16 protein-coding genes are annotated in these 11,982 nt (G+C 45.2%); 9 read left to right on the forward strand and 7 right to left on the reverse strand.

Translation table 11 applies throughout. The annotated features are described in order from the left end of the window. The first annotated feature begins 513 nt into the window (after positions 1 to 513). Positions 514 to 1,479 carry a sugar-binding transcriptional regulator gene (locus AC2FAP_RS22825; protein ID WP_041163016.1) on the forward strand — a complete coding sequence of 322 codons (966 nt, stop codon included), beginning with the start codon at positions 514 to 516 and terminating at the stop codon, positions 1,477 to 1,479. Positions 1,480 to 1,508: 29 nt separating this feature from the next. On the opposite strand, the gene hxlB (AC2FAP_RS22830) is transcribed toward AC2FAP_RS22825, so the two are convergent. From hxlB (AC2FAP_RS22830) to AC2FAP_RS22850, 5 genes are read right to left on the reverse strand one after another with little or no spacing between them, the layout of a single operon-like run. Further along, positions 1,509 to 2,030, reverse strand: a complete 522-nt coding sequence (gene hxlB, locus AC2FAP_RS22830) for a 6-phospho-3-hexuloisomerase (protein WP_041163027.1) — start codon at positions 2,028 to 2,030, stop codon at positions 1,509 to 1,511. Positions 2,031 to 2,085: 55 nt separating this feature from the next. Then, positions 2,086 to 2,544 (reverse strand): PTS sugar transporter subunit IIA, encoded by a 459-nt coding sequence (locus tag AC2FAP_RS22835; RefSeq protein ID WP_041163028.1) that lies wholly within the window; start codon positions 2,542 to 2,544, stop codon positions 2,086 to 2,088. A gap of 7 nt (positions 2,545 to 2,551) precedes the next feature. Continuing rightward, positions 2,552 to 2,836, reverse strand: coding sequence for a PTS sugar transporter subunit IIB (locus AC2FAP_RS22840; protein ID WP_014172369.1), 285 nt, complete (start codon positions 2,834 to 2,836; stop codon positions 2,552 to 2,554). Between the two features lie 21 nt (positions 2,837 to 2,857). Beyond that, the gene (locus AC2FAP_RS22845; protein WP_014172370.1) at positions 2,858 to 4,228 is read right to left on the reverse strand and encodes a PTS galactitol transporter subunit IIC; all 1,371 of its coding nucleotides are present in this window, start codon (positions 4,226 to 4,228) and stop codon (positions 2,858 to 2,860) included. A gap of 3 nt (positions 4,229 to 4,231) precedes the next feature. Next, positions 4,232 to 4,768: an RpiB/LacA/LacB family sugar-phosphate isomerase gene (locus tag AC2FAP_RS22850; RefSeq protein ID WP_041163017.1), complete on the reverse strand. Its 537-nt coding sequence runs from the start codon at positions 4,766 to 4,768 to the stop codon at positions 4,232 to 4,234. A gap of 383 nt (positions 4,769 to 5,151) precedes the next feature. Between AC2FAP_RS22850 and AC2FAP_RS22855 the strand changes: the two genes are divergently transcribed. The 7 genes from AC2FAP_RS22855 (at position 5,152) to hxlB (AC2FAP_RS22885) (ending at position 10,422) form a co-directional block, all read left to right on the forward strand. Beyond that, positions 5,152 to 5,907 (forward strand): DeoR/GlpR family DNA-binding transcription regulator, encoded by a 756-nt coding sequence (locus AC2FAP_RS22855; RefSeq protein WP_041163018.1) that lies wholly within the window; start codon positions 5,152 to 5,154, stop codon positions 5,905 to 5,907. Positions 5,908 to 6,263: 356 nt separating this feature from the next. Continuing rightward, on the forward strand, positions 6,264 to 6,713 hold the full coding sequence (gene gatA / locus AC2FAP_RS22860; protein ID WP_014172373.1) for a PTS galactitol transporter subunit IIA: 450 nt from the start codon (positions 6,264 to 6,266) through the stop codon (positions 6,711 to 6,713). A 21-nt stretch (positions 6,714 to 6,734) separates the two neighbouring features. Beyond that, the gene (locus AC2FAP_RS22865) at positions 6,735 to 7,028 is read left to right on the forward strand and encodes a PTS sugar transporter subunit IIB (RefSeq protein ID WP_004105500.1); all 294 of its coding nucleotides are present in this window, start codon (positions 6,735 to 6,737) and stop codon (positions 7,026 to 7,028) included. 27 nt (positions 7,029 to 7,055) lie between these two features. Beyond that, positions 7,056 to 8,309: a PTS transporter subunit IIC gene (locus tag AC2FAP_RS22870; RefSeq protein ID WP_014172374.1), complete on the forward strand. Its 1,254-nt coding sequence runs from the start codon at positions 7,056 to 7,058 to the stop codon at positions 8,307 to 8,309. A gap of 18 nt (positions 8,310 to 8,327) precedes the next feature. Beyond that, positions 8,328 to 8,972 (forward strand): ribulose-phosphate 3-epimerase, encoded by a 645-nt coding sequence (rpe, locus tag AC2FAP_RS22875; RefSeq protein WP_041163019.1) that lies wholly within the window; start codon positions 8,328 to 8,330, stop codon positions 8,970 to 8,972. Between the two features lie 122 nt (positions 8,973 to 9,094). Continuing rightward, a complete protein-coding gene (locus tag AC2FAP_RS22880) occupies positions 9,095 to 9,847 on the forward strand; it encodes an SDR family NAD(P)-dependent oxidoreductase (protein WP_014172376.1) in 753 nt (250 codons plus the stop codon). Positions 9,848 to 9,861: 14 nt separating this feature from the next. Beyond that, positions 9,862 to 10,422 carry a 6-phospho-3-hexuloisomerase gene (gene hxlB, locus AC2FAP_RS22885; RefSeq protein ID WP_041163020.1) on the forward strand — a complete coding sequence of 187 codons (561 nt, stop codon included), beginning with the start codon at positions 9,862 to 9,864 and terminating at the stop codon, positions 10,420 to 10,422. A gap of 169 nt (positions 10,423 to 10,591) precedes the next feature. Here hxlB (AC2FAP_RS22885) and AC2FAP_RS22890 read toward each other — a convergent pair whose 3' ends face one another. Further along, positions 10,592 to 10,888, reverse strand: coding sequence for a type II toxin-antitoxin system RelE/ParE family toxin (locus AC2FAP_RS22890; RefSeq protein ID WP_014172379.1), 297 nt, complete (start codon positions 10,886 to 10,888; stop codon positions 10,592 to 10,594). Continuing rightward, positions 10,875 to 11,135, reverse strand: coding sequence for a type II toxin-antitoxin system ParD family antitoxin (locus tag AC2FAP_RS22895; protein WP_014172380.1), 261 nt, complete (start codon positions 11,133 to 11,135; stop codon positions 10,875 to 10,877). Before AC2FAP_RS22895 ends, AC2FAP_RS22890 begins: the two co-directional genes overlap by 14 nt. A 141-nt stretch (positions 11,136 to 11,276) precedes the next feature. On the opposite strand from AC2FAP_RS22895, the gene AC2FAP_RS22900 reads away from it, so the two are divergent. Beyond that, complete coding sequence (locus AC2FAP_RS22900; RefSeq protein ID WP_014172381.1) at positions 11,277 to 11,801, forward strand: hypothetical protein; 525 nt, start codon at positions 11,277 to 11,279, stop codon at positions 11,799 to 11,801. The last annotated feature ends 181 nt before the right edge of the window (positions 11,802 to 11,982 follow it).

Below are 11,982 nucleotides of genomic sequence, written 5' to 3' on the forward strand. Positions count from 1 at the left end.
CACCGCTATCTCCACTGGCGTGCCGCGACACCATCAGTCATCCTGCATGAGCTGGTATACGTGTTGCGGAAGAATCAATTTTTTGTAACCACATTATCGGTTAAGGGAGAGATAATATATCTGCGCGGATTTGCCGATGTGTTAAAAGTTGAGGCAACAAAAATGACTGTGGCAATACCATTGTATTTCATGTAGTTTCGGCAGAAGACGTTGTCCTTATGAGGCTATGTCAGTTTTTGTTCATCCGGAGTTGTTAGCCTTCTGGAATGCAGTGCATCTGATTATTTTCTTACTGGATGTTTCACTCCTCAACATTGTTGTTTGTCTTCTGGCTATGATGCAAAGCCGAGAATGATTTTACATAATGATCTGCAGCACCATGGTTGAGTAAATCGCAAACATGCCTATCTGATGAGCCAAAAAAAGTGTACACTTTTGAGTAAAACATTTGAGCAATGAAGTCATTAGTAAATATTGATTTGTGATGCCACCACTTTTGCATGGATAACCGGTATGCCAAAGCAGAACAAAAATCAAAAGCTTCGTAACTACGACCCTCGTTTTATCTACTCTCTTGTTGTTAAGCGTTACTTCTCTGAAATGAAGACGAAGATAGAAATTGCTGAAGAACTCGGTCTGTCTCGCTTCAAAGTTGCACGTTTGATTGATGAAGCCATTGCGCAAGAGTATGTGAAATTTACTTTCCCTAAACAGCAGGCTCTGGATGAGGAAATTGCGCAAAATCTCTGTACGAAATACGGATTACAGGATGCTGTTGTGCTTTCTGTTTCAGAATCCTGGTCTTCCCAGGAACAATTAAACGTCAAGCTGGGAGGGATAGCAGCAACCTACCTGAGCGAGATTCTCAAAGAGGGTATGAAGTTTGGTCTCGCCTGGGGGCGGGTTCTTTCAAGTACGGTGAGTCAACTGACGACACTACCTGTTCTGGATGTTGTTCAGCTTTCTGGTGTTCATCCTGGCATTGAGTTTAGTCAGGGACCGATTGATTTAATACACAAAGTTGCTGCAATTTCTCACGGAAGAGCGCACCCGATGTACGTGCCTATGTGGGTGGATGATGAGAGTTTAGCCCAGAAACTCGCTGACGATCAGGCTGTTCAGGATACGCAAAAGTTTTACTCAAATATGGATGTCGTTATTACGGGTATTGGGGCATGGAAAACAGGCTCTTCCAGCCTATGCGATATATTCCCTGAGGCTTGGCGTGATGCTTTAATAAGCCAGGACATTACTGCTGATGTATGCGTAACCCTGGTTAATAGCAAAGGCGAAATACTGGATAGCCCGTTGAACCGCCTGGGTTTCGGCATTACGACAGATCAATTGCGGGCCACAAAGAAACTGATTGGTGTGGCTGGAGGGGACGAAAAATATGAAGGTATTGTTGCCTCTCTCAAATCAGGTCTTCTGAATGTGCTGATTACTGACTTTGATACGGCTATTAAACTTCTGGATTAATAGCCGCTAGTATTTACGCCACGCCGGTATTATTCAATATCGGCGTGGCGTTCTTTCATCGTCTGACTCGTTTCATTAAGATTGGCCATTAACGACAAAACAATGCTGTCATAGGTCAGCAGGGAAGCCTGTTCGAAAAGGGAGCCCATTGGTTGGGCGCTGGGGCCTGCCGGGATAGTGAGTACGTAATCCGCCAGCGTCGCCAGGGTAGAGTCTGGTGCGGCAGTAATGAGCGCGATATACACGCCATTATTCTTTGCTATTTTCACCTGGTTGATCAGGCGTTGGGTCTCTCCGGAGCCTGAACCCACGATCATCAGGTCGTTTTTGCGAGAATGTGGAGAGCTAACCTCCCCTACCACACTGACGGACAGGCCAAGGTGCATCAGCCGGTTGGCAAAAGCGTTTATCATTTGTCCTGAACGTCCAGCACCGGCAAGAAATACATGACTGGCTGTGATAATAGAATCAACGAGTGAGTTAAATTCTTTGTCATCGATTTTATCCACAAGTGAAGATAATTCTTTCAAAACGAGGGAGTACTTTTTCATGACGGTCATTCTTATATTGAAAAGAGGCAGACAGGTGATGTCTGCCTTTTGTTTATCAGGATGCTATAAGCATCTCTTCAACATATTTCCCGACTTCGTGCGTTTTAAGGTTACGGCACGACTCGATGAACGAAATATCCTGGAAGAGCGTAAAGAGACGGCGCAGCACAGACATATGCTGATCGCTGGTCGCGAATGCGAGATTAAACATAATGCTGCATTCCACTGTAAGGTCAGCGTCTTCCATCTGACCAAACACGACTCCTTTATCAAAACGCACAATACTTATGCTGTTGGTTTTTACCAGCGTATAGTCTGCATGTGGGATGGCAATGCCCTGACCGTTCGCCATCAATAAACCCGTGGGATAAGTCTTTTCACGCTCCAGGCAGGCCTGAATATATTCGGGAGTGATATAGCCTTTTTCCAACAGTTTCTGGCCTGCAAACTCAATTGCTGCATGCCAGTCAGCGATCGTACCCTCAACGTCATTTACCAGAATCTCAAGTTTCATCATTCACCTACTTAAGCATTTCTTCTTTAACAGCATCGAAAATCTCATCTTCGCCCAGGCCAGTTAACAGGCCCGCTCCCACAATCACACGAGTAATGATGCCTGGGTTATCCAGCTTGGTTGAAGAAACAATCAGGTCATAGCTGTTAAACGTGTCCGTAGTGCAGGCCATTAAAGAGGATTTATCTACCTGCGCTTCGATATTCTGTTCTTTCAGATAGTCCTGCAGGACAGAAACCATAATGGAAGAGGAGGCAATACCGTTCCCGCATACAACTAAAATCTTTTTCATTTTTAATTACCTTCTGAAGTTTTAAGCCGTTTTTCCTGCCTCAGTTTTCAACTGACGGCGCGCTTTCTGTTTGAGTAAATAGCCTATGGATACCAGCAACACAGCGGCGAGAGCATAGCCTGCGATGCCAACATGGCTGAGTCCAGCAAAGAGACCGGTGAATGGGTTTGCAGACGGGTTAAGCGATGAATACATCACGCTGGCATCAGGATTGGTGCCGAATTTCTGGAACACTTCATTTGTTGCTGGCGCCATCCAGGAAGAAATGTATAACCCACCACCAAACAGGATGATGGAAGTCACCCAGGTACGAAGAATGTTCCCATTAAAAACAGGCACCATGCATGCAATAAAGAATACGAACTGCGAGAGATCCCCCAATGGCATCACTCGGTTGCCGGGAAGGACAACGGCGAGGATAACAATGACCGGGATCAGCAGCAGAGCAGGCGCAATAACTGAAGGATGACCAACAATCAGCGCGGTATCCATCCCGACAGTGATCTCACGGTCCGGGAAACGTTTAACCAGTTTCTTACGTGCCACGTTGGACAGCGGAACCAGACCTTCCATCATGATTGAGGTCATGCGAGGCAGCAGGAGCATCACTGCGGCAAGGTACATACCCAGCTGCAGGCTGACGATAATAGTGTGATACGGTGATTCCCAACCATAGCCACAGAAGCCAAGAAGAATACCAATAATGAAACCAACCATGGTTGGATCGCCAAGGATACCAAAGCGTTTCTGAATGCTTTCCGCCGTTACGTTCAGATTACGGAATCCAGGGATGCGATCGTAAATCCAGTTAAACGGATAAGCGAACAGCAAATAGGTGTTTGCAACCGGATGGGAGATGGCAACACCTTTTGGCAGGTTGAAGAATTTCTCGTTGTTTTTGGCACCGAGGTCAGCCGCAATAAGTGCCCAGACATGGAACAATGCAGCCGTAAGAACACCATAGAGGAAGCTGCCAGAGTAAGCGCCAACAATCGCCCCCATAGAGGCATTCTGATGAAGGTTAAACACGTCAACGTTTACGCAGTCCGTAAGACGGGCAACCAGCATGGCAATATTCACCGCGACGCACAGAGGGATAATAATCGCCCCCATACTTGAGCCAAAACCCATTACGGCGGTTGCTGCGCCGCCAACATCAATAGCGTTCAGTGAGGAGCCGGTGGCTTCAGCAAGCCCTGTGACCGCTGGCTGCATTTTTTCAAGCATAAGCTTGATGGTCATGGTTAATGCAATAAAACCGATGCCAACTTTAATGGCTGATGAAATACACTCCGACAGGGGACGCCCCAGAAGTTTCATCAGTATAAGGAAGATGAACGGTATAAAAATAAAGTTACCCAGGTCATTGATAAACTGTGTGATCAGTTCCATTTATTAGCCCTCTGATTTCTCATCATCTGGTCTGAAACCCATATTCCATCGAACATTTTCAGGTTTCGTCAGCAATGCGTTGTCACTGCGTTCTGCTTCCAGAAGATTCTTTTTGGAATTTTCCCTTGCAGTGGCAAAGTCGAAAGCGTTGTCATACCAGGCATCAACGATCATTTTTGTGTATTCAAGATCATTAACTCTGCAGCCAAGTCCAATCACCTGCGCATTGTTACTGAGTCTTGCTCGCTTGGCCGAGTAGGGATTGGTGACGGCGACAGCACGGATCCCCCAGTGCTTATTTATCTGGCAAGTAAAGCCAATTCCGGTACCGCAAATGTAGATACCTAGGCGGCATTCATCCCGCTGAATAACACCTGCCATTTCATCCGCAAGACGAGCGAAGTTATTGAAACCTTCTTCTTTTCGTTTAACGGGATCGTACACGACCTCGGCATTTTTCTCTTCTTCGAGGTACTTTTTAATTTCCTCCTTACGATCAAATCCTACATCATCACATGCGATTGCAATTTTCGTTTTCATCTCAACCAACCTGTCATAAAGAACTTAGGCCAAGTATGCGGTTGGTAAATATTGGTTGTCAACTGAGATCCAAGTCACAAAATAAGTAAGCATTTGATTTTATTATCATTAAAAACCAACAAAGACAAATAAAAGCTAATTTACGCCAATTTACCTATGCAGTTCAGGGACGTTTTTTTTAGAGGATGTATTGATGTAAGTTGATTTACTATTTTTTAATTAATTGATTTTTATATGATATTATTATTAGTTACCTGTTGTTTTCTCAAATGACCTATCACAGGCCTGTGGCGACTTGTCTTCTCCTTGAGTTTGTTTTTGTTTGCATCTTCTGTGCTATGATTCGCTTCATTGCAATATGAAGAATGTTGATAGGGGGAAGGATGTACCTGGTTGAAGAGAGGAGAAAATTGATCCTGGAAGAGATTATCTCGGCTGGTACCGTTTACGTTAGTGACCTTGCGAAAAAGTACGAGGTCACTTATGAAACTATCCGCAAAGATCTCACTCATCTGGAAAAAAAAGGACTGTTGGTTAAAAGCCATGGAGGGGCGACCTTAAAGCAGGGGGCTGTCGAACATCCTTTCCAGGTCAGGGAAAAAGAAAACAGTACCTTCAAACAAGCTATCGCCAGAAAAGCGCTGGACTTTATCCCCCCCAACAGCTCAATGATCATTGGCACAGGGAGTTCTAACTATGAACTGGCTAATCTGTTGTGCATGAAATCTGGCTTTAAAATTTTTACCGATTCTTTGCCGGTAGCCTGTGTGCTGATCGAATCTGATAACCAAGTCTTTTTGTTCGGTGGAGAGCTGAGGAAGAAAAGCTCTTCTGTCTTTGGCGGGTGGGCTGTGTCAATGATTAATGATATTAACGTAGATCTATGCTTTATCGGTACCGATGGCTTCAACAATATGACAGGTCCCTCCACGCCGTCCTCCTCGGATGCCTTTCTGGATCGAACGATCATTGCCCATTCCGAGAAGAAATATATCCTGGGCGATTACACTAAGTTCCAGCGAAGCAGCTTGTTTAAGATCTGCGACTGGTCTGAGATTACCGCGCTGATTACTAATGATATTGCTGATAAAGACGGTATTGCCGAAGTTGCGAAACATACAACAGTCGTAACGTGTTGATTTTAAAATAATAATATCAATAACGGTACATCTTATGTGCAGTTGTCCTGCAGAAACAACTGCAATCAAAACATTTCGCTCATAAGAGCGTTTTAAGTATTGCCATCTTAAAAGTCCCATCAATAAGCCAATTCAATTCAATTTATTAAAAATCAATCAGTTAATCATGTGTGGTGCATTAATTAATCGTCAGGTTTGCTCATGAGAGCATTTTAATTGATGCGCTTATGTGATTTTGTGTGATCAAGATATAACTTTTGCAAGCTTCCCATTTCAGCAAATCATTGATGTGCTATAACTGCTCATGTGATTACAAAGATGCTCACATGAGCGTTTGACGGAATGAGGAGAAGCTAGTGGGCACAATTTCTATCAATGTCGCGGATTGTGCGGCATACAAAAATTATGATGAAGTGCTGGAGCATATTCACCAGAAACATCTGGCTGATGGGATAGTAAGAGACACTTACCTCCAGGCGTTGCGTGAACGTGAAGCCGACTACCCAACCGGAATTTTACTTGATGGCTATGCTGTCGCTATCCCACATTGCGATAGCCAGCACGCCGTCAGCCCGGCGATTTACATCATCCGTTTACCTCAGGAAATTGAAGTTAATCAGGCAGATGGTGACGAGAAATTGTGGGTTCGCCTGGTTGTTAACCTGGTTGTTACTCAACCAGCAGATCAATTGCAGTTGTTGAAGGCGTTGTTTAACCATCTTCAGCTAGCTGAATTTTATCACCAGATGCTGGAGCTTCCTGCTGAAGAAGCAAGAGCATTGTTTATTAACACGATAATTAAATAACAATTACCCGGAGATTTTACCATGATTACTATCCTCGTAGCCTGCGGAAGCGGTGTAGCAACCTCCACACTTGCCGCTGATGAAGTTAAATCGGTTTGTGCTGAATACGGCATTGCCAACGTAAAAATTAATAAATGCAGTATGTCCGAACTGGCCTCCGAAATGCAAAGCGCTGATGTGGTTCTGACAACGAATAATTATAAAGGTGATATTGGTAAGCCGCACATGAGCGTCGCAGGTTTTATTACCGGTATTAACGAAGCCGCACTGCGTAAAAAATTAGGTGAACTGTTAAGCGAAATTTCCAAAGGCTAAAGTCTAAAAAAGACGGGGGATGGTTAAATGGAAATGTTAAAAAGCATCATGTTTACTATTACAAGCATGGGCGCTACAGCAATATTGCCGCTTGTTATTTTCCTTTTAGGTCTGATTTTTCGAATGAAAGTTGGTGCTGCCATTAAATCTGGCATTACTGTAGGTATCGGTTTCATCGGCCTGGGACTGGTTGTTGGGCTGCTAAACACAGCCCTGCAGCCAGCAATTGCGTATTACTCAAAAATTGGCAGCGGGTTCACCGTGGCTGACATTGGATGGCCTGCCGTTGGCGCAGCTGCGTGGGTTGCCCCGTTTGCCGCAATGGTTATTCCTATTGGCATTATCCTGAATCTGATCCTGGTTCGTCTGAAGCTTACCAAAACTCTCAATGTGGACATCTGGAACTATATGCATTTCCTGGTTCCGGGGGCGCTTGCGTATTTCGTCTTTGACAGCTTTTTCCTTGGGTTGGGTATTGCCGTGGCTCTGAGCGTAGCCGCATTGTTTATTGGCGATCTTATTGCGCCAAGATGGCAAAAATACTATGGCCTGGAGGGGACAACCTGTACCACAATGATCCACATCGGATGGACACTTCCATTTGCATGGGCTGTTAACAAAATTATCGACTTCATTCCAGGTTTAAACAAGCTGGATGTGGATTTAGAGAGTGTTCAGAAGCGACTGGGTGTATTCGGTGAACCCGCAATCATCGGTGTGATTGTCGGGTGTATCCTAGGATTGTTAACGAAACAGCCCATCACAACTATCGTGCCAATGGCGATGGGCGTGGCTGGCGTCATGGTGCTGTTGCCAAAAGTGGTTGGGGTCCTTATGGAAGGGCTTAACCCGATAGGTAAGAGTGCTAAAGAAATCATGCAAAAGCAGATGGGTAAAGATGCGGAACTGAATATCGGGATGGACTGCGCGCTGGCACTTGGCGATCCAGCGACGGTTACTGTCACCGTTATTACCATCCCTCTGACAATGCTATGTGCGCTGGTTTTACCGGGTATTCAGATATTCCCAATCGGCGTGCTGATGTCAATTATCTACATGACGACCATGACCGTCATGGTCAGTAACGGCAACGTTATTCGCTCGATTATCTCAACCTTACTGTTCTGTGTGGTGGTTATGTATCTGGGGGGATATGTCGCACCAGGTGCAACTCAGTTCCTGAACGGTGCTGGCGTCGGCCTGAATGGCCAGGGCACGGACTTCGTATTAACCGGCCCATGGGAGATTCTGACCTACTGGTTGAGCACAGTTACTCATTAATTTACGGAGTTGACTAAAATGGCACAAATTTTACCATCAGTTTTTGGTGCAAACATATTACGTTTGCAGGAAGAAATTCAGTTTCTGGAAAAAGAAAAAACAGAAATTCTGCATGTTGATTTAATGGATGGAACTTATGTAAGCAATATAGCTTTCGGCCCTAATCAAATTGCGGCAATGAAAAAAGCCAGTTCAATGACATTTGATGTGCATATGATGCTGGCAAATCCGGAAAGACATATCGATGACGTTATTAAAACCGGCGCGGAAATGATTTCGGTTCATTATGAATCAACACCACATGTGCATTATATTATCCAGAAGATCAAGAAAGCGGGGCGCAAAGCCGGTGTGGTACTCAATCCAGGGACGCCGGAACATGTAATTCAATACCTCCTGGATGATATTGATTATATTTTAATTATGACCATTAATCCAGGTCAGCCCGGGCAGACATTTATTGAAAAGAGCCTGGAGAAAATCCGCAATACTAAAAAAATGGTTGCCGGGCGCAACATTCAGATTGAAGTTGATGGCGGCGTTAACGCCGAAATTGCTAAAAAGGTAAAAGAGGCTGGAGCTGATTTAATTGTTGTTGGCGGTGCGCTATTTAATGACACCCCTAGAGAAAGCTATCAGGCATTAAGGGTGGCGATTCAATAGCAAGTTGCTACTAAATAAATTCAGTAATCCTACACATTATTATTGGCATTCATTAAAGCACCAATTGCCTGAAAGGGGAGTTGTCTTCCCCTTTGTCATGAGATTTTGAGGAGTATAGTGAAATGAGTAATTTTGAAGGTAAAGTCGCGCTAGTAACCGGTGGGGCACATGGGATCGGTAAAGGAATTGCTAAGCAATTCGCAGACCGTGGGGCTCATACTGTCATTGTCGATTATAATGAAGAAAATGGTAAAAAGACTGCCGAAGAGTTAACTTTCGGTAATGTTAAATCCTTATTCGTTAAAACAGATGTATCCGATCCGATAGCTTTGGAAAACGTTCGCGAGCAGGTTTTTCAAACCTTCGGACGCATTGATATTTTGGTACTCAACGCTGGCGTGGCGTTTGCTAATAAGATTAATAACATCACTTTTGAAGAGTGGAATAAAACAATTGCAATTAACCTCACTGGCCTGTTTAACACAGTTAAAGCATTCTACGACGATTTCACCACTAACCATGGATCTATCGTTTATATCTCATCTGGATCCGCGCTTTCCGGTACTGGCGGCGGAGTGAGTTACCCGGCCAGCAAAGCTGGCGGTGAAGGATTGATCCGTGGTCTGGCAAAAGAACTGGGGCCTAAGGGTGTCAATGTTAACGCTATCGCTCCACGTCTGATTGATACCGGTGAAATGATGCGCGTCAATTATCCCACTCAGGCCGATCTTGATGCTGTTCTGGAAAAAATCCCGGTACGCCGCCTTGGCACCATTGACGATGTGGCTAACCTGGCAATCTTTTTGGCTGATAAAGATAACTCGTACATCCAGGGGCAAACCATTCTGATGGATGGTGGCCGTACCATCGCTTAAAGGGAGGGAATCACATGAGCGTTCAACAAAATACTTTAAATATCCTGAGCGAGTTGCAGCAAAATGCGATGAAGATTGATGATGCTCAGGCTGCCCAATTCGTCTCACAGATTAAGAATGCCAGACATATCTTTCTGCAGGGCGCGGGTCGTAGCGGCATCGCCATCCGCGGCTTTGCAAACCGTCTTCTCCATCTCGGTCTTTCAGTAAGCGTTGTCGGCGAAATTTCTTCTCCTCATACGAAACCGGGCGATCTGGTCATTATTGGCTCCGGCAGCGGTGAGACCGGCAGTCTGGTGAGCCTGGCGCAGAAGGCCGTAGCCTGTGGCATGGATGTGGCGCTTGTCACAATGAAAGCGGAATCCACAATCGGCAAACTGGCCAAAAGCACTCTTGTATTGCCTGGAACCGTGAAAGAAGACAACGAGCGTGAAGACGGTGCTTTTTCACAGCCTATGGGCTCGGCTTTTGAGCAGCTCTGCTTTATCGCCTATGACGCAATCGTGCTTGAGCTGATGGCCCAGCTCGGCGAAACCAGCGAAACGATGTTTAAAAGGCACGCAGACCTAGAGTGAACGCAAAGAACGTCCCATATGGGGCGTTCCATTAATATGGTGGTTATCTGAAAAGAGGACAATCTTCAGCGTGACTGGAAAGGCTAACGAGTCAGCTTGATTTAACATAAGATAGATTACACGAATTAAGTCATTGAATTTATTATAGTTTATTTAATTTCTTACTCGATTATCTCCAGGGTTCATGCCGTGCCGTATCCTGAGACTGGCTGAGAATACGTATGACCGTAACCACCGAATGCGATGGCACAAAATAGATCATGTGCTGTTCCACCGGCAGCGAGCAGATATTGTCTCCCAGCTCCGCGCGATGCGTGCCGATGTCATGCATGGCCAGCACGTTAAAAACCGCTGCTATACGGCTGATATACGCATCCGCCTGAACAATCCCGAACTGTCGGAAGCTGTAGCCCCAGATTGCTTCCAGATCTTCTTCTGCTTTGGGTGTCAGCTCAATCTCTTTCATTTGCCGCCCTGGCCCTGACATTATTCAGGAATGCATCCTTGTTCCACGGTTTCGCCTCGCCGCTGTTGATACCTTCGGCCAGCAGATCGCGCAGTTCCTGAAGGCGGGATTCAGCCTGCTTCTCTCGCAGAAGACGCAGCGCATCTCGCATGACCTCGCTCTGGGTACGGTAATCACCAGCCTTAACCAGGGAATCGATAAATTCGCGCAGCTCATCACCCACGTCCACCGTCATCGTACGGGCCATAACCCCTCCGTTTCATTATGTAAGATTTGTTCTTACATCAGTATATCATTTTAGCATCAGGCTTCCATGCTCAGTGATCGAGACCATGGACTGCATTTATGAGCTCAACAGGGATGCGAAATCAGATAGATATCTAATAGAATGCTGAGTTGTAGCCTTAAGCGAGAACTGGAAATGAAATTAACAGAAAATCGGGTAGATACACTCATCGATACCCTGAACGACCTGATCTGCGATGAGCAAAGCATTACTCGCGAACAGCGAGAAAATTTAATTAAAACGGTTGCCACACTGGGTGGGCTTAAGGAGCGACTACGACTCATTTCTGCGGAGAAAGAAGCCAGACAGATCGCTAAAAACGAGAAGGTAAAGAAACCGCGCGAACCGGACCTGGTGTTTCCCCGTACTGGAAAGCCGTGGCTGCCAGAAGATCTCGATGTTATCCATTCCATTATCGACGATATACCTGATGACAGAATTGATGATCACATCCTGTGGCTTTCAAAACAGCAAGGGCGCACCCCCTATGCTGTCGCACTGAAGATTGTTGGTGTAGGAAGAATGGATGATGAGTGGGCGAAAGCCTGGAAACCCGCGGCAAAATCGCTTCGAGAAGATTATGCAAAGCTTCATCCTGCTCCCTCTTCGGATATCAGCCAGGAATAATCGGTTTTAGGTTGAGATGTATATTAAGTTATTTTGCAGCAGCATGTTTTATAATTATAAAAATCTGCCCATGCAAAATATGGTAAAATAATAAGCAATTGCACTCCTTAATCTAAATATATCAATATATTTGCCGATATATGTAGTAAGGAAGGGAGTGTTATGAACGATTTTCATATTT

The sequence above is a fragment of the Enterobacter cloacae complex sp. 394I7 genome, from assembly GCF_057320345.1.

Bases quoted from the DNA above. Each gene is read 5' to 3' on its own strand.
- AC2FAP_RS22825 (WP_041163016.1), top strand. From the start codon at position 514: ATGCCAAAGCAGAACAAAAATCAAAAGCTTCGTAACTACGACCCTCGT.
- hxlB (WP_041163027.1), bottom strand. From the start codon at position 2,030: ATGAAAAAGTACTCCCTCGTTTTGAAAGAATTATCTTCACTTGTGGAT.
- AC2FAP_RS22835 (WP_041163028.1), bottom strand. From the start codon at position 2,544: ATGAAACTTGAGATTCTGGTAAATGACGTTGAGGGTACGATCGCTGAC.
- AC2FAP_RS22840 (WP_014172369.1), bottom strand. From the start codon at position 2,836: ATGAAAAAGATTTTAGTTGTATGCGGGAACGGTATTGCCTCCTCTTCC.
- AC2FAP_RS22845 (WP_014172370.1), bottom strand. From the start codon at position 4,228: ATGGAACTGATCACACAGTTTATCAATGACCTGGGTAACTTTATTTTT.
- AC2FAP_RS22850 (WP_041163017.1), bottom strand. From the start codon at position 4,768: ATGAAAACGAAAATTGCAATCGCATGTGATGATGTAGGATTTGATCGT.
- AC2FAP_RS22855 (WP_041163018.1), top strand. From the start codon at position 5,152: ATGTACCTGGTTGAAGAGAGGAGAAAATTGATCCTGGAAGAGATTATC.
- AC2FAP_RS22865 (WP_004105500.1), top strand. From the start codon at position 6,735: ATGATTACTATCCTCGTAGCCTGCGGAAGCGGTGTAGCAACCTCCACA.
- AC2FAP_RS22870 (WP_014172374.1), top strand. From the start codon at position 7,056: ATGGAAATGTTAAAAAGCATCATGTTTACTATTACAAGCATGGGCGCT.
- rpe (WP_041163019.1), top strand. From the start codon at position 8,328: ATGGCACAAATTTTACCATCAGTTTTTGGTGCAAACATATTACGTTTG.
- AC2FAP_RS22880 (WP_014172376.1), top strand. From the start codon at position 9,095: ATGAGTAATTTTGAAGGTAAAGTCGCGCTAGTAACCGGTGGGGCACAT.
- hxlB (WP_041163020.1), top strand. From the start codon at position 9,862: ATGAGCGTTCAACAAAATACTTTAAATATCCTGAGCGAGTTGCAGCAA.
- AC2FAP_RS22890 (WP_014172379.1), bottom strand. From the start codon at position 10,888: ATGAAAGAGATTGAGCTGACACCCAAAGCAGAAGAAGATCTGGAAGCA.
- AC2FAP_RS22895 (WP_014172380.1), bottom strand. From the start codon at position 11,135: ATGGCCCGTACGATGACGGTGGACGTGGGTGATGAGCTGCGCGAATTT.
- AC2FAP_RS22900 (WP_014172381.1), top strand. From the start codon at position 11,277: ATGCTGAGTTGTAGCCTTAAGCGAGAACTGGAAATGAAATTAACAGAA.